Origin of the sequence: Haemophilus sp. HMSC066A11, assembly GCF_001811665.1 — a bacterium.
GTDB classification, from domain to species: Bacteria; Pseudomonadota; Gammaproteobacteria; order Enterobacterales; family Pasteurellaceae; genus Haemophilus; species Haemophilus influenzae.
On sequence record NZ_KV805858.1, the window covers coordinates 1 to 18,612 of the forward strand.

Genomic DNA, 18,612 nt, shown 5'->3' on the forward strand with positions numbered 1-18,612 from the left:
CGTCTGTTTGAGCGTAGCGAGTTCAGCAAATTGCCGTTAAGAAAATTGAAACAAAGCAAAGAACAGCGATTTAATTGGGGCGTGTTTTCTTTGCCTACTTTCTTTTACACGAGTAAAAGAAAGTAGGTCGCCGCCAGGCGAACCCCTGACATTTAACACAAAAAGTGCGGTCAATTTTTACCGCACTTTAAAATCATCAATAATTATATCAAATCAACTAAAATCTCACTAACGCTGAACCCCAAGTCCAACCACCGCCAAAGGCTTCTAATAATAGTAACTGCCCACGTTGAATACGGCCATCTCGAATAGCCTCATCTAAAGCGACAGGAACAGTTGCTGCACTGTTATTAGCGTATTTATCTAACGTTACCACCACTTGCGACATATCCATTTCTAATTTTTTAGCTGTTGCTGTAATAATACGTAAATTTGCTTGGTGTGGCACAAGCCAGTCTAAATCTTTTTTATCTAAATTATTGGCTGAAAGTGTTTCTTCCACCACATTTGAAAGTTCACGAACTGCCAATTTGAAGGTTTCGTTACCTTGCATCTCGATATAGCCAGATTTTTCTATACCACGTTCTGGCTGAGCTAAAACAAGGGCATTATTTTTATCTGCTGAAGCGTGTAAATGGGTGGAGATAATTCCTTCTTGTTCACTCGCTTCTAAAATTACAGCACCCGCACCATCACCAAATAGCACAACAGTGCTGCGATCTGTTTCATCTAATTTACGAGAATTGAGATCTGAGCCTATCACTAAGGCTTTTTTCACTTTGCCTGCACGAATAAATTGATCAGCTACGCTCAAAGCATAGACAAAGCCTGTGCAAGCTGCGGCTAAATCAAAAGAAATCGCATCATCAATATTTAATAAACCTTGCACTTGGCAAGCCGCACTTGGATAAGCATGTGAGTGACTTGTAGTTGCAACAATAATCAGTTCAATATCTTGAGGATTAATTTGAGCAGCTTCGATCGCATTTTTTGCCGCTTCAAATCCCATTGTTGCAACAGTTTCATCTGCCGCTGCGATACGACGTTCACGGATACCAGAACGAGTGACAATCCATTCATCTGATGTATCAACCATTTTTTCTAAATCCGCATTTGTGCGAATATGACTCGGCAGATAGCTACCGGTGGATAAAATTCTACTATTCATACTCAATAAGATAAGCGATTAAAAAGGAAAAAAATCTATGGACTATCGCCAAGTAAGAGATAAGACGACACCGGATTATTTTCCGATGTTAATGGAATGCAGATAGTAATACGGGGACCAACGTCCCCGCCCATCACATCTAACGCCAAGGTTAGACGGTTCAAGTGAACACCTATAAGTAAAAAATTACTTATTGATCACTTTACGACCACGATAGTAACCGTCTGCAGTTACGTGGTGGCGTAAGTGAGTTTCACCGCTTGCTTTATCTACTGATACAGCAGCAGTTGTTAAAGCATCGTGTGAACGACGCATATCACGACGTGAACGAGATTTTTTGTTTTGTTGAACAGCCATTGGCTATACTCCTAAATTTAATTTACTTTTGCTTTAAATTAGCTAATACAGCGAACGGGTTCGGTTTTTTTGCCAATTCTTCAGGCAATTCGCCAAAAACCTGTTCCTGCGCGGACACTTCACAGTGTTCAGATGAATGCATTGGTACAAGCGGCAAAGCTAAAATTAGCTCATCTTCCACCGTGCCAATTAAATCTATTTCGCCAAACTCATTGAACTCGATTGGCTCATAAATTTCGGGCAAGTCATCAGCCTGATCCCAATTAGCCACTGGACTATAAGTAAACTCACATTCCAATGTTTGTTTGTAAGGTTCGTTACAACGCTGACATTCAAGCTCGATATCAATCTGTACTTTACCTTTCATCACCACTAATTTTTGTGGATCAACATAAAACGATAATGTTACCTGTGCATCGCTGAGCACGTTTACCACTGATTCCGCCAAACGCTCAAGCTGATTTGCCGAATAATAACCAACATAATCAAGCCGTCTTTGAGCATCTTTTACCGGATCAACGGTTAGGGGTAGTTTTACCTTTTGCATAGGGCGTGAATATTACCCGTTGTTGCGAAGATAGTCAAAGGGAAATCACATTTTTATTGGATAATAACGAGAGAAAAATTTCTAATTATCAAAAAAGTTGGCACTTTGATAAAAATTGCTATAATCACGCCTCTTTTTTTAACAAGGAAAGATAATGATGACTTCAAATTCTTATTGGCAACGCTTAAAAGTGGCATTTCAATATGTCATGCCGCAAATTTATTTAACTCAAATTGCTGGCTGGTTTGCTAAACAAAAATGGGGCAAAACAACACATTTTGTAATTAAAGCTTTTGCGAAAAAATACAACATTGATATGAGCATTGCGCAAAAAGAACAATTTTCTGATTACGCAAGTTTTAATGAATTTTTTACTCGCCCGTTAAAAGAAAACGCACGTCCAATTAATCAAAATCCAACCGCACTTTGTTTACCAGCAGACGGTCGCATTAGTGAGTGCGGTCATATTGACGATAATCTTTTATTGCAAGCTAAGGGGCATTTTTTCAGCCTAGAAGACTTATTGGCAGAAGATAAAGAATTAGTGGAAACCTTTAAAAATGGGGAATTTGCCACTACTTATCTTTCTCCTCGTGATTATCACCGAGTACATATGCCGTGCGATGCTACGCTACGCAAAATGATTTATGTGCCAGGCGATTTATTCTCTGTGAATCCATTTTTAGCCCAACATGTACCAAATTTATTTGCACGTAATGAACGTGTGATTTGTGTATTTGATACTGAATTTGGCACAATGGTACAAATTTTAGTCGGCGCAACCATCACTGCAAGTATTGGCACAACTTGGGCAGGCCTAATTAATCCACCACGCCACAACGAAGTGAAAACTTGGACTTATGAAGGCGAAAGTGCGGTCAAATTATTGAAAGGTCAAGAAATGGGTTGGTTCCAACTTGGTTCAACAGTAATTAATTTATTCCAAGCAAATCAAGTGCGTTTGGCTGAGCATTTAAGCGTAAATGAACCTGTTCGCATGGGCGAAATCTTGGCATATAAAAAATAAACAGGATTTATTTCCATAAATGACAGAAACAAATCCTGAAAATAGATATTTCTCACTTCTTTAAAGGCAGTATAACCTTACTGCCTTTTTCTTCTTTCATTTGAACAATTAACGCATTGTTACAAATTCTTCTGAACCTGTTGGATGAATTGCCACCGTATTGTCAAAATCAGCTTTTGTTGCGCCCATTTTGATTGCTACTGCAAATCCTTGAATCATTTCATCTACACCAAAACCAATACCATGTAAACCCACAACTTTTTCATCTTTACCCACACAAACTAATTTCATTTTGCACGGTTGGCGATGTTGAGTTACCGCAGTGTACATCGCTGTGAAAGAAGATTTATATACCTTAACATTTTCTGCGCCGTACTGCTCAATCGCTTGCGGTTCAGTTAAACCTACAGTGCCGATAGGCGGATGGCTAAATACAACGGTTGGAACTAAACTGTAATCTAAATATTCAGTCGGTTTATTATTAAATAAACGCTCAGAAAGGCGACGACCTGCTGCAACTGCAACTGGTGTTAATTCAATGCCGTTTTCAATAATATCGCCTACCGCATAAATGCCTTTCACATTAGTATTTTGATATTTATCTACTTTGACATAGCCGTGTTCATTTGTTTCTACACCTGCATTTTCTAAGCCAATTTTATCTGTCGCTGGAACACGACCTGCCGCCCAAATAGCGCAATCTACGGTAACATCAGATTGACCATCACATTTTACAGTAAGTGAACCATCTGCATTTTTTACAATTTCAGATGGGGTAGAATTGGTATGTAATTGAATTCCATCTTGTGCAAGCACTTCCACTAATGTTTCTACGATTAATGGATCCTGATTACGCATTGGCGCATGGCGACGCACTAATAAATGTGTTTCCACGCCTAAGCTGTTTAATACGCCAGAAAGTTCAACAGCAATATAGCCTGCACCAATAACAACAGCACGTTTTGGTAATTCGGTTAATGCAAAGAAACCATCTGAATCAATGCCGTATTCTTGTCCTTTAATGTTTGGACGATATGGACGACCACCTGTTGCGATTAAAATATGATCTGCGGTTACTTGCTCTTTTGCACCATCAGCAAGTGTTACTTCAATAGTATGGGCATCGACAAATTTTCCGAAACCATTAATTACATCAATATTATTTTTCGCTAATACATTATTATAAGATGTATGGATACGACTAATATAGGCTTGGCGACTTTCAATCAGTTTTGAAAAATCAAATTTTTTCACTTCAACATCAAAACCATAATCTGGCGCATAATTGTTGATTGCTTCTGCAATATGCGCGCCATAAAACATTACTTTTTTAGGTACGCAACCTACATTTACACAAGTGCCGCCAAGATGTTTTGCTTCAATGATTGCACATTTTTTTCCATAGCTTGCTGCTCGATTTAGAGACGCAATACCGCCACTGCCACCGCCAATAGCAATATAATCATAATGTTTAGTCATAGTTTGATCCTTTTTTGAACTCAAAAATTTTCCGTATTTTGCCTAATTTTTATAAAGAATGCTATAAATTGATTTAATTGGTTTTATGAATATTTTTTATTCTTTTGAACAGATGATTAGTTTGAAATGATTTTATGTGAAGCCTAGTATGTAGAATAAAATAGCGTGATAGAAAAAGAGGAAGATTGTTCAATCTTCCTCACTGTAGATATGTGATTAATTAGAATATTGGTTAATCGCAGCCGCAACTTCTTGATCTTGATAAATATTGTTCACAATATCATTAAAAGTTTGAGATAGCACTTTATGAATTTCATCATTGTCCGCATTAAATACGCCCTCTTGTGAACGCGTGACATTAAATGATTTATTATACGAACCTTTCGCACCTTGTACATAAACTGTCGCTTGAATTTTGGTATTAAGTTTATAACGAAGATTACCTTGTTCTACTTGCGTACCAAATTCACGCACATCCACAGTTACCCACGCATTTGAAGCATTTAATTGCCCAACTCTAAAACCTTTACTAATTAAATTTTGCTGCATCACTTGCTGAAATAATTGTGTAACACTTGGGGATGCATTTAATTTAATCAGTTCCCCGTGTTTCGTATAACTTGCAATCTCTTGTATTGCACGGCTATCTTTTGTTGTAACAGATACAACGGCAGTTCGATTAACATTCATTGAAGCACTTGGCGCAGGCGGTGTAAATGCTAATATATTTGATTGTGCTTGGCAGCCTGCAAGAAATAATGTAGCCGCTAGAATACCTACTGATGATAATGTTTTAATTTTGTTTACTAATGTCATAGTTTCCCCATAAATCAATTAGAATTGTGCTATTCTTACAAACTTCCTTATTAATGTATAGCGTTTCATTGTAGTTTTTGTGGAGAACTTATAATGTCAATTCAACAAATTATTGAGCAAAAAATTCAAAAAGAATTTCAACCGCACTTTTTAGCAATAGAAAATGAAAGCCATTTACATCACTCTAATCGAGGTTCTGAATCACATTTTAAATGCGTTATTGTCAGCGCAGACTTTAAAAATATTCGAAAAGTACAACGTCATCAGCGTATTTATCAATTATTGAACGAAGAATTAAATCATAGTATTCACGCATTAGCATTACATTTATTCACTCCAGAAGAATGGAAAGCACAAAATGAAACTGTACCGCACTCAACAAAATGTGCAGGTATTGGGCGTTAATTTTGTTATAAAAATGTAACATTTTTGATATATCGCAAAAGTTCTAACAAAAAACCCTCTGTTTAAGTAGCGAAAAACAGAGATTTTCGCTAGAATAAGGCGTTTAATTTAGTCCAAATTCGATTTCTCGGTAAAATTATTAACTTTGAAATCAATCCATTTGAGTTTTTTATTTTGTGACATTAATGTTTTTTTAGCGGTTTGTCACACTCAAACGTGAGATTGCTTCTAGGGTATTTTTACTATATTAGCAATTGTATTTTTAACCTTGAAAAGTAGTGCAAATAGTATGATTACAATTAAGAAAGGTTTGGATCTCCCAATCGCGGGAAAACCAGCACAAGTAATCCATAGCGGCAACGCTGTGAATCAAGTTGCGATTCTAGGTGAGGAGTATGTGGGGATGCGTCCTTCAATGAAGGTGCGCGAAGGCGATGTTGTGAAAAAAGGTCAAGTACTTTTTGAAGACAAAAAAAATCCTGGTGTAATTTTTACAGCCCCTGCAAGCGGTACCATCACTGCAATCAATCGTGGCGAAAAACGGGTATTACAATCTGTTGTTATTAATGTAGAAGGTGATGAAAAAATCACTTTTGCAAAGTATAGCACAGAACAATTGAATACACTTTCTTCTGAACAAGTAAAACAAAACTTGATAGAATCTGGCTTATGGACGGCATTACGTACTCGTCCATTTAGTAAAGTTCCATCCATTGAAAGTGAAGCATCTTCTATTTTTGTAAACGCGATGGATACCAATCCATTAGCAGCCGATCCCTCTGTCGTATTAAAAGAATATTCGCAAGACTTCACTAACGGTTTAACCGTATTAAGTCGTCTATTCCCTTCAAAACCATTACACTTATGTAAAGCGGGCGATTCTAATATTCCAACTGCTGATCTTGAAAATTTACAGATTCATGATTTTACTGGTGTTCATCCAGCTGGTCTTGTAGGGACGCATATTCACTTTATTGATCCTGTCGGTATTCAAAAAACTGTATGGCATATCAATTATCAAGATGTGATCGCTGTAGGTAAATTATTTACAACAGGCGAACTTTATTCAGAACGAGTAATTTCTCTTGCAGGTCCTCAAGTGAAAGAACCTCGTTTAGTACGTACAATAATCGGGGCTAATCTTTCTCAATTAACCCAAAATGAATTAAGTGCGGGTAAAAATCGTGTAATTTCTGGCTCAGTTCTTTGTGGTCAAATAGCAAAAGATTCACATGATTATTTAGGTCGCTATGCTTTGCAAGTATCAGTAATCGCTGAAGGTAATGAAAAAGAATTTTTTGGTTGGATTATGCCACAAGCCAATAAATATTCTGTGACTCGTACCGTATTAGGCCACTTCAGTAAAAAATTGTTTAATTTTACTACTTCAGAAAATGGTGGCGAACGTGCAATGGTGCCAATCGGTAGCTATGAGCGCGTAATGCCATTGGACATTTTACCTACATTATTATTACGTGATTTAATCGTGGGCGATACCGATGGTGCTCAAGAGTTAGGTTGTCTGGAATTAGACGAAGAAGACTTGGCGTTATGTTCTTTCGTTTGTCCAGGCAAATATGAATACGGTTCAATCTTGCGTCAAGTCTTAGATAAGATTGAGAAGGAAGGTTAAAAATGGGTTTGAAAAATCTTTTTGAAAAAATGGAACCCGCGTTTTTACCCGGTGGTAAATACAGCAAGCTTTATCCGATCTTTGAATCGATTTATACCTTGCTTTATACACCAGGTACGGTAACGCACAAAAACACTCACGTTCGTGATGCGTTAGATTCAAAACGTATGATGATTACGGTTTTCCTTGCGTTGTTCCCTGCGATTTTCTATGGGATGTACAATGTGGGTAACCAAGCGATTCCAGCGTTAAATCAATTAGGCAATTTAGATCAACTAATTGCTAACGATTGGCACTATGCTCTTGCAAGTTCATTAGGTTTAGATTTAACTGCCAATGCAACTTGGGGCTCTAAAATGGCTCTTGGAGCAATTTTCTTTTTACCAATTTACTTAGTGGTATTTACCGTTTGTACTATTTGGGAATTGTTATTCTCTGTGGTTCGTGGTCACGAAGTAAATGAAGGAATGTTCGTTTCAACCATTTTATTTGCCTTGATCGTTCCACCAACATTGCCACTATGGCAAGCCGCATTAGGTATTACTTTTGGTATCATTGTTGCAAAAGAAATTTTTGGTGGCGTAGGTCGTAACTTTATGAACCCTGCACTTGCTGGTCGTGCGTTCTTATTCTTCGCATATCCAGCTCAAATTTCAGGCGATACGGTTTGGACTGCCGCAGATGGTTTCTCTGGTGCAACCGCACTTTCACAGTGGTCACAAGGTGGTCAAGGTGCATTGCAACATACCGTAACAGGCGCTCCAATTACTTGGATGGATGCTTTTGTTGGTAACTTACCTGGTTCAATGGGGGAAGTTTCTACCCTTGCAATTTTAATTGGCGGTGCTGTTATTGTATTCACTCGCATTGCAGCTTGGCGCATTATTGCTGGTGTGATGATTGGCATGATTGCAACCTCAACCTTGTTTAACCTAATTGGCTCAGAGACTAACCCTATGTTCTCAATGCCTTGGCATTGGCACTTTGTTTTAGGTGGATTTGCATTGGGTATGGTATTTATGGCGACCGATCCTGTTTCAGCATCTTTTACTAATACTGGTAAATGGTGGTACGGTGCATTAATTGGCGTAATGGCTGTATTAATTCGTACTGTAAACCCAGCCTATCCAGAAGGAATGATGTTAGCGATTTTATTTGCAAACTTATTTGCACCGATTTTCGACTACATCGTTGTTCAAGCAAATATCAAACGTCGGAGAGCAAGAACAAATGGCTAAGTTTAATAAAGACAGCGTAGGCGGCACAATCCTTGTTGTGCTACTACTGAGTTTAGTTTGTTCCATTATTGTTGCTGGTTCCGCAGTAATGTTAAAGCCTGCACAAGAAGAACAAAAGTTACTCGATAAACAAAAAAATATCTTAAATGTAGCTGGTCTTTTACAAGAAAACACGAATGTAAAAGAAACTTATGCAAAATTTATTGAGCCGCGTTTCGTTAATTTAGCAACAGGCGAATACACACAACAAGCAGATGATAGCCAACAAGCAATTCCTGCTGATGCGGATAAAGCACGTATTCGTTCTCGTAGCAAAACAACTGAAGTTTATCTTGTAAAAGATGAACAGGGTCAAACTCAACAAGTTATTTTACCAATTTATGGCACTGGCTTGTGGTCAGTGATGTATGGCTTAGTATCTGTTCAACCAGATGGTAATACTATTAATGGAATCACTTACTATCAACACGGAGAAACACCGGGATTGGGCGGAGAAATTGAAAATCCAAACTGGGCAAGTCTATTTAAAGGTAAAAAATTATTTGATGAGCAACATCAACCTGCCATTCGTATTGTGAAAGGTCAAGCTCCACAAGATGAACATAGCATTGATGGTTTATCTGGTGCAACTTTAACAGGTAATGGTGTTCAAGGTACCTTTAATTATTGGTTCAGCAAAGATGGCTTTGGTCCATATCTTGAAAAACTTCATTCAGGAGAAAACTAATGTCTGGAAAAACAAGTTATAAAGATCTGTTGTTATCGCCAATTGCTAAAAACAACCCTATTGCATTGCAAATCTTAGGGATTTGTTCTGCATTAGCTGTAACAACAAAATTAGAAACTGCTTTTGTTATGGCGATTGCAGTTACCTTAGTAACTGGATTATCAAACTTATTTGTTTCCCTAATCCGCAATTATATCCCTAACAGCATTCGTATTATTGTACAGCTCGCAATCATCGCTTCGCTTGTTATCGTAGTGGATCAAATTCTAAAAGCCTATGCTTATGGTTTATCTAAACAACTTTCAGTATTCGTTGGTTTGATTATTACTAACTGTATCGTAATGGGGCGTGCTGAAGCATTTGCGATGAAATCCCCTCCAGTTGAAAGTTTTGTAGATGGTATCGGAAATGGCTTAGGTTATGGTTCGATGTTAATTATCGTAGCATTTTTCCGTGAACTTATCGGTTCAGGTAAATTATTTGGTATGATGATTTTCGAAACTATTCAAAATGGTGGCTGGTATCAAGCAAATGGTTTATTCCTACTTGCACCAAGTGCATTCTTTATCATCGGATTTGTGATCTGGGGATTAAGAACTTGGAAACCAGAACAACAGGAGAAGTAATCAATGGAACATTATATTAGCCTATTTGTTAAGGCAGTCTTCATTGAAAATATGGCACTTTCTTTCTTCTTAGGAATGTGTACTTTCTTAGCGGTATCTAAAAAGGTGTCCACTGCGTTTGGTCTTGGGATTGCGGTAACTTTCGTTCTTGGTATCGCAGTGCCAGTAAACCAATTAATTTATGCAAATGTACTAAAAGAAAATGCTTTAATTGAAGGTGTAGATTTATCATTCTTAAACTTCATCACTTTCATTGGGGTTATTGCTGGTTTAGTGCAAATTCTTGAAATGGTGTTAGATAAATTTATGCCATCTCTTTATAACGCATTAGGGATTTTCTTACCTTTAATCGCAGTAAACTGTGCGATCTTTGGTGGGGTATCTTTCATGGTTCAACGTGATTACAATTTCCCTGAATCTATCGTGTATGGTTTCGGCTCAGGTTTAGGTTGGATGTTAGCGATTGTAGCGCTTGCTGGCTTAACGGAAAAAATGAAATACGCTGATATTCCTGCTGGATTAAAAGGTTTAGGTATTACCTTTATCTCTGTTGGTTTAATGGCACTAGGCTTTATGTCTTTCTCTGGTATTCAATTATAAGGAGTGTAATCAATGAGCGATTCAGTAATTCTTGCACTCGGTATTGCCGCATTCACGGTTATTGTATTAGTGTTAGTGGCAATCATCTTATTTGCGAAATCAAAATTAGTCGATTCTGGTGATATTACTATCGACATCAATGACGATCCTGAAAAAGCGATCACATTACCTGCAGGTGGCAAATTATTAGGGGCTTTAGCAAGTAAAGGTATTTTCGTGTCTTCTGCTTGCGGTGGCGGTGGCTCTTGTGGTCAATGTATTGTTAAAGTGAAAAATGGCGGTGGAGAAATTCTTCCAACCGAACTCTCTCACATTAACAAACGTGAAGCAAAAGAAGGTTATCGTCTAGCTTGTCAAGTTAATGTAAAAGGTAATATGGAAGTTGAACTTCCAGAAGAAATCTTCGGCGTGAAAAAATGGGAATGTACTGTTATTTCTAATGATAACAAAGCAACCTTTATCAAAGAACTTAAATTAGCGATCCCTGAAGGCGAGGAAGTGCCTTTCCGCGCAGGTGGTTATATCCAAATCGAAGCTGAGCCACATGTGGTAAACTATAAAGATTTCGATATTCCTGAAGAATACCACGAAGACTGGGATAAATACGATTTATGGCGTTATGTCTCTAAAGTGGACGAGCATATTATCCGTGCGTACTCAATGGCTTCATACCCTGAAGAGAAAGGTATCATTATGCTTAACGTTCGTATTGCGACTCCACCACCACGCCAACCTGATGCGCCTCCAGGTCAAATGTCTTCTTACATTTGGTCATTAAAAGCAGGAGATAAAGTCACAATTTCTGGTCCATTTGGTGAATTCTTCGCGAAAGAAACTGATGCAGAAATGGTATTTATCGGTGGTGGTGCGGGTATGGCTCCAATGCGTTCACATATCTTCGACCAATTAAAACGTTTACATTCTAAACGTAAAATGTCGTTCTGGTATGGTGCACGTTCTAAACGTGAAATATTCTATCAAGAAGACTTTGACCAATTACAAGCTGAAAATCCAAACTTTGTATGGCATGTGGCACTTTCAGATGCATTGCCTGAAGATAATTGGACTGGCTATACAGGCTTTATTCACAATGTACTTTATGAAAACTACTTGAAAAATCATGAAGCACCAGAAGACTGTGAATACTATATGTGTGGGCCTCCAGTGATGAATGCAGCTGTAATTAAAATGTTGAAAGATCTTGGTGTTGAAGATGAAAACATTTTATTAGATGACTTTGGTGGCTGATTTTAGTTAATCAATTCATCATAAAAGCTGACCGCACTTTGTGATAAAGTGCGGTCAAAATTTAAGATGTTTTTAAAAATTTTCTATGATTACAGGTAAGTTTTGTTGAGTTTGCCAGTAATTCACAAATTTAGGAAATCCAGATGAAAAAATTAATAAGCGGTATCATAGCGGTAGCAATGGCATTAAGTCTTGCTGCTTGTCAAAAAGAAACAAAAGTTATCTCTTTAAGCGGTAAAACAATGGGGACAACTTATCATGTTAAATACCTTGATGATGGTTCAATAAAAGCAACATCTGAAAAGACGCATGAAGAAATTGAAGCAATCTTAAAAGATGTGAATGCGAAAATGTCCACTTACAAAAAAGATTCGGAATTGAGCCGCTTCAATCAAAATACCCAAGTGAACACACCGATTGAGATTTCAGCAGATTTTGCCAAAGTATTAGCTGAAGCGATTCGTTTAAATAAAGTGACCGAAGGCGCGTTGGATGTAACTGTTGGTCCAGTTGTAAATTTATGGGGATTTGGTCCTGAAAAACGCCCCGAAAAACAACCTACACCAGAACAATTAGCTGAACGCCAAGCCTGGGTTGGCATTGATAAAATTGCCCTTGATATGAGTGGTGCAAAACCGACATTAAGCAAAGCACTTCCTCAAGTTTACGTAGATTTATCGTCAATTGCTAAAGGTTTTGGCGTTGATCAGGTGGCTGAAAAGTTAGAACAACTAAATGCTCAGAATTACATGGTTGAAATCGGCGGTGAAATTCGTGCGAAAGGAAAAAATATTGAAGGTAAACCTTGGCAGATTGCCATTGAAAAACCAACTACAACAGGCGAAAGAGCGGCTGAAGCTGTCATTGGATTAAACAATATGGGAATGGCAAGTTCTGGCGATTACCGTATTTACTTTGAAGAAAATGGCAAACGCTTTGCGCACGAAATTGATCCGAAAACAGGTTATCCAATTCAGCATCATTTAGCCTCAATTACGGTACTTGCACCAACCTCAATGACTGCAGATGGCTTATCTACAGGGTTATTTGTGCTGGGGGAAGACAAGGCGTTAGAAGTGGCTGAGAAAAATAATCTTGCCGTTTATTTAATCATTAGAACAGATAATGGTTTTGTTACCAAATCATCCTCTGCTTTCAAAAAATTAACAGAAACAAAAGAATAGTTATGCAAACTTTATTTTTTACTTTAATCGCTTTCGTCGCAATTATATTGTTGATGTCTATCGGCTTTATTATCAAAAAACAAAGTTTAAAAGGCAGCTGCGGTGGTTTATCTACCCTTGGTATTGACAAAGCTTGTGATTGTGATAAACCTTGCGACACGCTTCAATCAAAATTAGATGCAGGCGATGAACAAGCGAAAGCTGAATATGAGCAAAAATTTGCGAAAAAAGATGATGACTCGCAATTTTATGAAGTGAAATAACTTGCTCAAAACTGACCGCACTTTATGTGCAAAATAAAATTAACGGCAAAATTATTTTGCCGTTTTCTAATTCAATGACCAATGTGCTTCGCCTTAACCGAAGTTACGGGAGAACTATGTTAATTTCAAATACTTATAATCAACACTTTCCTCAACTGACGCAAGAACAGCTTGCGAGAAATGCGACAAAAAAAGTGATTTGTGGTATGTCTGGTGGCGTGGATTCTTCTGTGTCAGCTTTTATTCTTCAACAGCAAGGCTATCAGGTGGAAGGCCTGTTTATGAAAAACTGGGAAGAAGATGACGATACAGATTATTGCACTGCCGCAGCTGATCTTGCAGATGCTCAAGCAGTATGCGATAAATTAGGGATCAAACTACATAAAATTAATTTTGCGGCAGAATATTGGGATAATGTCTTTGAGCATTTTTTAACTGAATATAAAGCAGGACGCACACCGAACCCAGATATTTTGTGTAATAAAGAAATTAAATTTAAAGCATTTTTAGAATATGCAGCTGAAGATCTCGGTGCAGATTATATTGCAACAGGGCATTATGTACGTAGAGCGGGAGATAATGAAAATGCAAAACTATTACGTGGTTTAGATACCAATAAAGATCAAAGTTATTTTCTTTATACTTTAAGCCATAAACAAGTGGGGCAAAGTTTATTCCCCGTTGGTGAAATCGAGAAGCCCATTGTTCGCGCTATTGCTGAAGATCTTGGCTTAATTACGGCGAAGAAAAAAGATTCTACAGGGATTTGTTTTATTGGTGAGCGTAAATTTAAGGATTTCTTAGCACGCTATTTACCAGCTCAACCAGGTAATATTCGCACTGTAAATGATGAAATTATTGGTCGCCATGATGGATTAATGTATCACACATTGGGACAACGCAAAGGATTAGGCATTGGTGGTCTAAAAAATGCGGGAGATGAGGCTTGGTATGTAGTAGATAAAGATGTAGAAAATAATGAACTTATTGTCGCGCAAGGTCACGATCATCCTCGTTTATTTTCAAAAGGATTGATTGCCAGCCAATTACATTGGGTTGATCGCGAACCAATTCGAGAGTCATTACGTTGCACGGTGAAAACGCGTTATCGCCAACAAGATATTCCTTGTGTGATTGAACCAATTGATGATGAAACCATTCGAGTGATTTTTGATGAACCTCAATCAGCAGTAACCCCAGGGCAATCTGCCGTATTTTACCTTGGCGAAGTTTGTTTGGGTGGCGGTATTATCGCAGAAAGAATATAAAACAAAGATGACTAAAAGCGCGTAAAATGCGCTTTTAAACTATTTATTCAAACCAAATGACACTTGCCATTCGTCCCGTTTGATTGTCCCTGCGATAAGAAAAGAACTTTTCTTTTTCGTTGAATGTACAGTGATTTCCACCATAAATTTGCGTAATACCTAGATTGTTTAATCGCTGAGTTGCAATTTGATAAAGATTACTCAAGTATTTACCTTCTTCGATTGCATCAGGTTGAAAGGCGAGTTTGGCTTTTTCATCTACTACAACAAACTTTTCTACAACATCAATCCCAACTTGAAAGGCCTTTGGACCTATTGCAGGGCCAAACCACGCGATAATATCTTCAGGTTTAGCTTGAAAATATTTCACTGTTTCTTCTAGTACGCCATCGCATAAACCACGCCAGCCAGCATGTGCTGCCGCCACTTCATTGCCAGATGTTGTAGTGAATAGAACTGGCAAACAGTCTGCAGTCATAACAACGCAAACTTGATTGGGAACATTTGTATAAACTGCATCCACTTCAAGATTTTGTCCTGAATAAGGTAATTGAAGTACTCGAGTGCTGTGTGTTTGCGTTAAAAATATAGGTTTTTGTGGCAAGCTAAATTTTTCGACTAATAAAGTGCGGTTAGTTTTTACCGCACTTTTATCATCACCGACATGATCGCCTAAATTGAAACTCAAATAAGGCGCTAAGCTCACGCCCCCTTCACGAGTAGTGGTAAAGGCATGAATATTCTTTGGAACATTCCAATTGGGGTTAATTGCTTGCATATTAATAATCTAACTCATCTTGATGTTCGAGATAGTCGGCTTTGAGGGCATTAAGCAATTCAACAAAGTCATCTGGTAATGGTGCATACCATTCCATCATTTCCCCTGTAATTGGATGAGCTAAGCGTAACATGACCGCATGTAAAGCTTGGCGTTTGAAATTACGCAATACTTCCATAAAGTCTTCACTCGCATTTTTGGGTGGACGAGGGCGTCCGCCATAGGTTTGATCGCCTAGCAATGGATGAGCAATATGTGCCATATGAACGCGGATTTGATGGGTGCGCCCCGTTTCTAAACGTAAACGTAAACGGGTGTAGTTACGGTAATTTTCCATAATACGATAATGAGTAACAGCTGGTTTTCCCATTGGATGAACAGCCATTAAAGTACGTTTGGTTGCATGACGAGCCATAGGTTGATCTACTGTGCCACCTTTAGTCATAATGCCTGAAGCGACTGCTTCATATTCGCGCGTAATTTTGCGTTTTTGTAAGTCTCGCACTAACTTAGTTTGTGCTGGAATAGTTTTCGCAACAACCATTAGACCTGTCGTATCTTTATCTAATCGATGCACAATTCCTGCACGAGGTACTTCTGATATCGGTGGATAATGATAGAGTAACGCATTGAGTACAGTTCCATTTGGATTGCCAGCACCAGGGTGTACCACAAGATCTTTGGGTTTGTTAATCACAATAATATCATCATCTTCATACACAATATTCAATGGAATATTTTCTGCTTCAAAACGTGTTTCATCTTCCACTTCAACAATAATCTCTATTCTCTCTCCTCCAAGCACTTTCTCACGCGGAATATTAGTAATGCGGTCGTTAAGTTTTACGAGATCGGCTTCAATCCATGTTTTTAATCGGGAACGAGAATATTCAGGGAACAACTCTGCAAGTGTTTGGTCTAAACGTTGTCCCATTTGTTCTGGCTGCACTTCAGCCGAAAGGGTAATTTGTGGCATAAATAGCTCTCAGAAATTTTAAAAGTTGGCTTATTGATTAATGTTCTATACAATAGCGGACAATTGTATCTTATTTATTGGTTTTCGTAAAAATTAAGGAAAAAACAATGCATAAAATAAAATCTTTGGCATTGCTTGCCGTGGCAGCATTGGTTATTGGATGTTCAAGTGGTTCAAAAGATGTTGAACAAGCATCGGTAAATGAATTATACACAAAAGGTACAACATCATTACAAGAAGGTAGTTACTCTGAAGCCATTCGCTATTTAAAAGCGACGACTGAGCGTTTTCCAGGTAGCGTTTATCAAGAACAAGCAATGTTAGATTTAATTTATGCAAATTATAAAACTCAAGATTATACGCAAGTATTATTGATGGTAGATAGCTTTTTACATCAATTTCCACAAAGCCCAAATCAAGCCTATGCGGTATATATGGCTGGCTTAACTAATGCAGCAACAGGCGATAATTTCATTCAAGATTTTTTTGGAATTGACCGTGCTACACGTGAAACAACCTCTATGCGTACCGCTTTTTCTAATTTCCAAAACTTAGTTCGTGTATTCCCTAATAGCCCTTACTCACAAGATGCTTTAGCGCGTATGGCTTATATTAAAGATGCACTGGCTCGTCACGAATTAGAGATTGCAAAATTCTATGCAAAACGTAAAGCGTGGGTAGCAGTTGCAAATCGTGTGGTAGGAATGTTAAAACAATATCCTGATACTAAAGCAACTTATGAAGGATTATTTCTGATGCAGGAAGCTTATGAAAAAATGGGTTTAACCGCATTAGCAAATGATACTCAAAAAATTATTGATGCGAATAAAGATAAAACTTTTGCACCAATTGAAAAACCAAACGAGCCAGACTTAAAAGTGCCAGCAGTAAAATAGCAATAACTGCAGAAAAATCGAATACTCTCTGCACCCTAAAAGTTGAATAAAATTTAAACTAATTAAGGTGCAGATTTTTTTATTTTTTATCAACTGAAAATGCTTTACCATAATTTGCACAAATAATCTGAGCAGCATTATAAAGCGTTGTATCAGGTGTTAAACTTAACGTATGTTTCTTTTGCTTTTTAGGTGCTGCCCGCAAACCCTGTCCCCAAAATTCATCATAGAAATCAGTTCGTACTTGAGTTAAATGATAATTTGCACAATTCAAAATCTTATACTGACGAACAGAACGTGCATAACGTTTAGGCTCAGGATAAACATACAATCCCTTATCTAAATTCACCACTGCATCAAAATGTACAATTTGTGGCTCTTGGTTATCCACCCAGATCGATTCACTATCGATGTAATAATTCACATTCTTTACCAAACGTATATATCCGCTTCGTACATCAGTCGGCGGTGCCAGCTTCACATCATTTTGTTCAGCCTTTTGGATTTGAGCAGAACAGGCAGTAAGTAACCCAAGTGATAATGTTAAAATAATTTTTTTCATTATTTACTCCTTATGTTAGCTGACATTTATTCTAGAATTTTACAGTGTGTCCATAACCTTCTAGAATTGTTTTAATATGCTCTAAGGATTCTTTGGTTGGCGGTAATACATCTTCAAGCTCATAATCTAACCCAAGGGTTTTCCATTTATGTGCACCTAATCGATGATAAGGAAGAAGTTCAACTTTTTCAATATTGGTCATACCTTCAATAAACTGACCTAATAAATGCACATCGTGATCGCTATCAGTATAACCAGGAACCACAACATAACGAATCCAAGTATGTTGATTACGTTTTTGCAAATATTTTGCAAATTCAAGGGTACGTTTATTTGGCACCCCAATAAGATTTTGATGAACTTGATCATTAAGTTCTTTTAAATCGAGTAAAACAAGATCTGTTACATCTAATAATTCATCAATAATATGATCATAATGACGTACAAAACCATTTGTATCCAAGCAAGTATTAATCCCTTCCGCTTTACAAGCTCGGAACCAATCGCGTACAAACTCTGCTTGTAACACAGCCTCACCGCCAGATGCCGTGACACCACCGCCAGTAGCATTCATAAAATGGCGATAAGTCACGACTTCTTTCATTAAATCTTCGACACTGATTTCTTTACCCCCTTCAAGATCCCAAGTATCACGATTGTGGCAATATTTGCAGCGCATCAAGCAGCCTTGCATAAATAAAATAAAACGAATACCTGGCCCATCTACAGTGCCACAGGATTCAAAAGAGTGAATTCGTCCAAGAACTGACATACATAAATTTCCTAAAATTAGATATAGCTAAATTTTACCAAA

The 18,612-nt window shown here is 37.7% G+C and carries 21 protein-coding genes and 1 pseudogene; 12 read left to right on the forward strand and 10 right to left on the reverse strand.

The genetic code is table 11. The features are described from left to right. Window positions 1-217: 217 nt before the first annotated feature. The 4 genes and pseudogenes from HMPREF2813_RS02555 to yceD all read right to left on the reverse strand — a co-directional run bounded on the left by HMPREF2813_RS02555 (window position 218) and on the right by yceD (window position 2,072). Window positions 218-1,168 carry a beta-ketoacyl-ACP synthase III gene (locus HMPREF2813_RS02555; RefSeq protein ID WP_014550567.1) on the reverse strand — a complete coding sequence of 317 codons (951 nt, stop codon included), beginning with the start codon at window positions 1,166-1,168 and terminating at the stop codon, window positions 218-220. 41 nt (window positions 1,169-1,209) lie between these two features. Further along, a pseudogene (locus tag HMPREF2813_RS09985) lies at window positions 1,210-1,332 on the reverse strand (phosphate acyltransferase); the annotation flags it as partial. A 22-nt stretch (window positions 1,333-1,354) separates the two neighbouring features. Further along, window positions 1,355-1,525: a 50S ribosomal protein L32 gene (gene rpmF / locus HMPREF2813_RS02560; protein ID WP_005544470.1), complete on the reverse strand. Its 171-nt coding sequence runs from the start codon at window positions 1,523-1,525 to the stop codon at window positions 1,355-1,357. Between the two features lie 22 nt (window positions 1,526-1,547). Further along, window positions 1,548-2,072, reverse strand: coding sequence for a 23S rRNA accumulation protein YceD (gene yceD, locus HMPREF2813_RS02565; protein WP_005660861.1), 525 nt, complete (start codon window positions 2,070-2,072; stop codon window positions 1,548-1,550). A gap of 157 nt (window positions 2,073-2,229) precedes the next feature. On the opposite strand from yceD, the gene asd reads away from it, so the two are divergent. Then, on the forward strand, window positions 2,230-3,099 hold the full coding sequence (gene asd, locus HMPREF2813_RS02570; RefSeq protein WP_041174654.1) for an archaetidylserine decarboxylase: 870 nt from the start codon (window positions 2,230-2,232) through the stop codon (window positions 3,097-3,099). A 108-nt stretch (window positions 3,100-3,207) separates the two neighbouring features. On the opposite strand, the gene gorA is transcribed toward asd, so the two are convergent. Beyond that, entirely contained in the window at window positions 3,208-4,578 is a 1,371-nt protein-coding gene (gene gorA, locus HMPREF2813_RS02575; protein ID WP_014550565.1) for a glutathione-disulfide reductase, read from the reverse strand. Between the two features lie 216 nt (window positions 4,579-4,794). After that, window positions 4,795-5,394: a YajG family lipoprotein gene (locus HMPREF2813_RS02580; RefSeq protein ID WP_014550564.1), complete on the reverse strand. Its 600-nt coding sequence runs from the start codon at window positions 5,392-5,394 to the stop codon at window positions 4,795-4,797. A gap of 93 nt (window positions 5,395-5,487) precedes the next feature. Between HMPREF2813_RS02580 and HMPREF2813_RS02585 the strand changes: the two genes are divergently transcribed. The 10 genes from HMPREF2813_RS02585 to mnmA all read left to right on the forward strand — a co-directional run bounded on the left by HMPREF2813_RS02585 (window position 5,488) and on the right by mnmA (window position 14,586). After that, the gene (locus tag HMPREF2813_RS02585) at window positions 5,488-5,799 is read left to right on the forward strand and encodes a BolA family protein (protein ID WP_005668108.1); all 312 of its coding nucleotides are present in this window, start codon (window positions 5,488-5,490) and stop codon (window positions 5,797-5,799) included. A 289-nt stretch (window positions 5,800-6,088) separates the two neighbouring features. Continuing rightward, window positions 6,089-7,432, forward strand: coding sequence for a Na(+)-translocating NADH-quinone reductase subunit A (locus HMPREF2813_RS02590; protein WP_005671165.1), 1,344 nt, complete (start codon window positions 6,089-6,091; stop codon window positions 7,430-7,432). Window positions 7,433-7,434: 2 nt separating this feature from the next. Next, window positions 7,435-8,670, forward strand: a complete 1,236-nt coding sequence (locus HMPREF2813_RS02595; RefSeq protein ID WP_005653793.1) for an NADH:ubiquinone reductase (Na(+)-transporting) subunit B — start codon at window positions 7,435-7,437, stop codon at window positions 8,668-8,670. Beyond that, the gene (locus HMPREF2813_RS02600) at window positions 8,663-9,397 is read left to right on the forward strand and encodes a Na(+)-translocating NADH-quinone reductase subunit C (RefSeq protein WP_014550563.1); all 735 of its coding nucleotides are present in this window, start codon (window positions 8,663-8,665) and stop codon (window positions 9,395-9,397) included. The genes HMPREF2813_RS02595 and HMPREF2813_RS02600 overlap by 8 nt, the downstream gene beginning before the upstream one ends. Next, on the forward strand, window positions 9,397-10,023 hold the full coding sequence (gene nqrD, locus HMPREF2813_RS02605; RefSeq protein WP_048946736.1) for an NADH:ubiquinone reductase (Na(+)-transporting) subunit D: 627 nt from the start codon (window positions 9,397-9,399) through the stop codon (window positions 10,021-10,023). Before HMPREF2813_RS02600 ends, nqrD begins: the two co-directional genes overlap by 1 nt. Before the next feature lie 3 nt (window positions 10,024-10,026). Then, the gene (gene nqrE, locus HMPREF2813_RS02610; protein ID WP_005631374.1) at window positions 10,027-10,623 is read left to right on the forward strand and encodes an NADH:ubiquinone reductase (Na(+)-transporting) subunit E; all 597 of its coding nucleotides are present in this window, start codon (window positions 10,027-10,029) and stop codon (window positions 10,621-10,623) included. A 12-nt stretch (window positions 10,624-10,635) separates the two neighbouring features. Beyond that, complete coding sequence (nqrF, locus tag HMPREF2813_RS02615; RefSeq protein WP_005648666.1) at window positions 10,636-11,871, forward strand: NADH:ubiquinone reductase (Na(+)-transporting) subunit F; 1,236 nt, start codon at window positions 10,636-10,638, stop codon at window positions 11,869-11,871. Between the two features lie 143 nt (window positions 11,872-12,014). Continuing rightward, window positions 12,015-13,055 carry an FAD:protein FMN transferase gene (locus HMPREF2813_RS02620; RefSeq protein ID WP_005660833.1) on the forward strand — a complete coding sequence of 347 codons (1,041 nt, stop codon included), beginning with the start codon at window positions 12,015-12,017 and terminating at the stop codon, window positions 13,053-13,055. Between the two features lie 2 nt (window positions 13,056-13,057). Next, window positions 13,058-13,318: a (Na+)-NQR maturation NqrM gene (gene nqrM, locus HMPREF2813_RS02625; protein WP_005687979.1), complete on the forward strand. Its 261-nt coding sequence runs from the start codon at window positions 13,058-13,060 to the stop codon at window positions 13,316-13,318. A 116-nt stretch (window positions 13,319-13,434) separates the two neighbouring features. Then, on the forward strand, window positions 13,435-14,586 hold the full coding sequence (gene mnmA / locus HMPREF2813_RS02630; RefSeq protein WP_105175690.1) for a tRNA 2-thiouridine(34) synthase MnmA: 1,152 nt from the start codon (window positions 13,435-13,437) through the stop codon (window positions 14,584-14,586). A gap of 43 nt (window positions 14,587-14,629) precedes the next feature. Here the strand turns inward: mnmA and pgeF are convergent, their stop codons facing one another. Both pgeF and rluD read right to left on the reverse strand, forming a co-directional pair. Continuing rightward, window positions 14,630-15,364: a peptidoglycan editing factor PgeF gene (gene pgeF, locus HMPREF2813_RS02635; RefSeq protein WP_014550560.1), complete on the reverse strand. Its 735-nt coding sequence runs from the start codon at window positions 15,362-15,364 to the stop codon at window positions 14,630-14,632. 1 nt (window position 15,365) lies between these two features. Beyond that, window positions 15,366-16,340, reverse strand: a complete 975-nt coding sequence (gene rluD, locus HMPREF2813_RS02640; RefSeq protein ID WP_014550559.1) for a 23S rRNA pseudouridine(1911/1915/1917) synthase RluD — start codon at window positions 16,338-16,340, stop codon at window positions 15,366-15,368. 107 nt (window positions 16,341-16,447) lie between these two features. On the opposite strand from rluD, the gene HMPREF2813_RS02645 reads away from it, so the two are divergent. Next, a complete protein-coding gene (locus tag HMPREF2813_RS02645; RefSeq protein WP_005658164.1) occupies window positions 16,448-17,236 on the forward strand; it encodes an outer membrane protein assembly factor BamD in 789 nt (262 codons plus the stop codon). A gap of 79 nt (window positions 17,237-17,315) precedes the next feature. Here the strand turns inward: HMPREF2813_RS02645 and HMPREF2813_RS02650 are convergent, their stop codons facing one another. Beyond that, complete coding sequence (locus tag HMPREF2813_RS02650; RefSeq protein WP_005668088.1) at window positions 17,316-17,798, reverse strand: surface-adhesin protein E; 483 nt, start codon at window positions 17,796-17,798, stop codon at window positions 17,316-17,318. A gap of 31 nt (window positions 17,799-17,829) precedes the next feature. After that, window positions 17,830-18,570, reverse strand: coding sequence for a pyruvate formate lyase 1-activating protein (gene pflA, locus HMPREF2813_RS02655; protein WP_014550558.1), 741 nt, complete (start codon window positions 18,568-18,570; stop codon window positions 17,830-17,832). Window positions 18,571-18,612 lie beyond the last annotated feature (42 nt).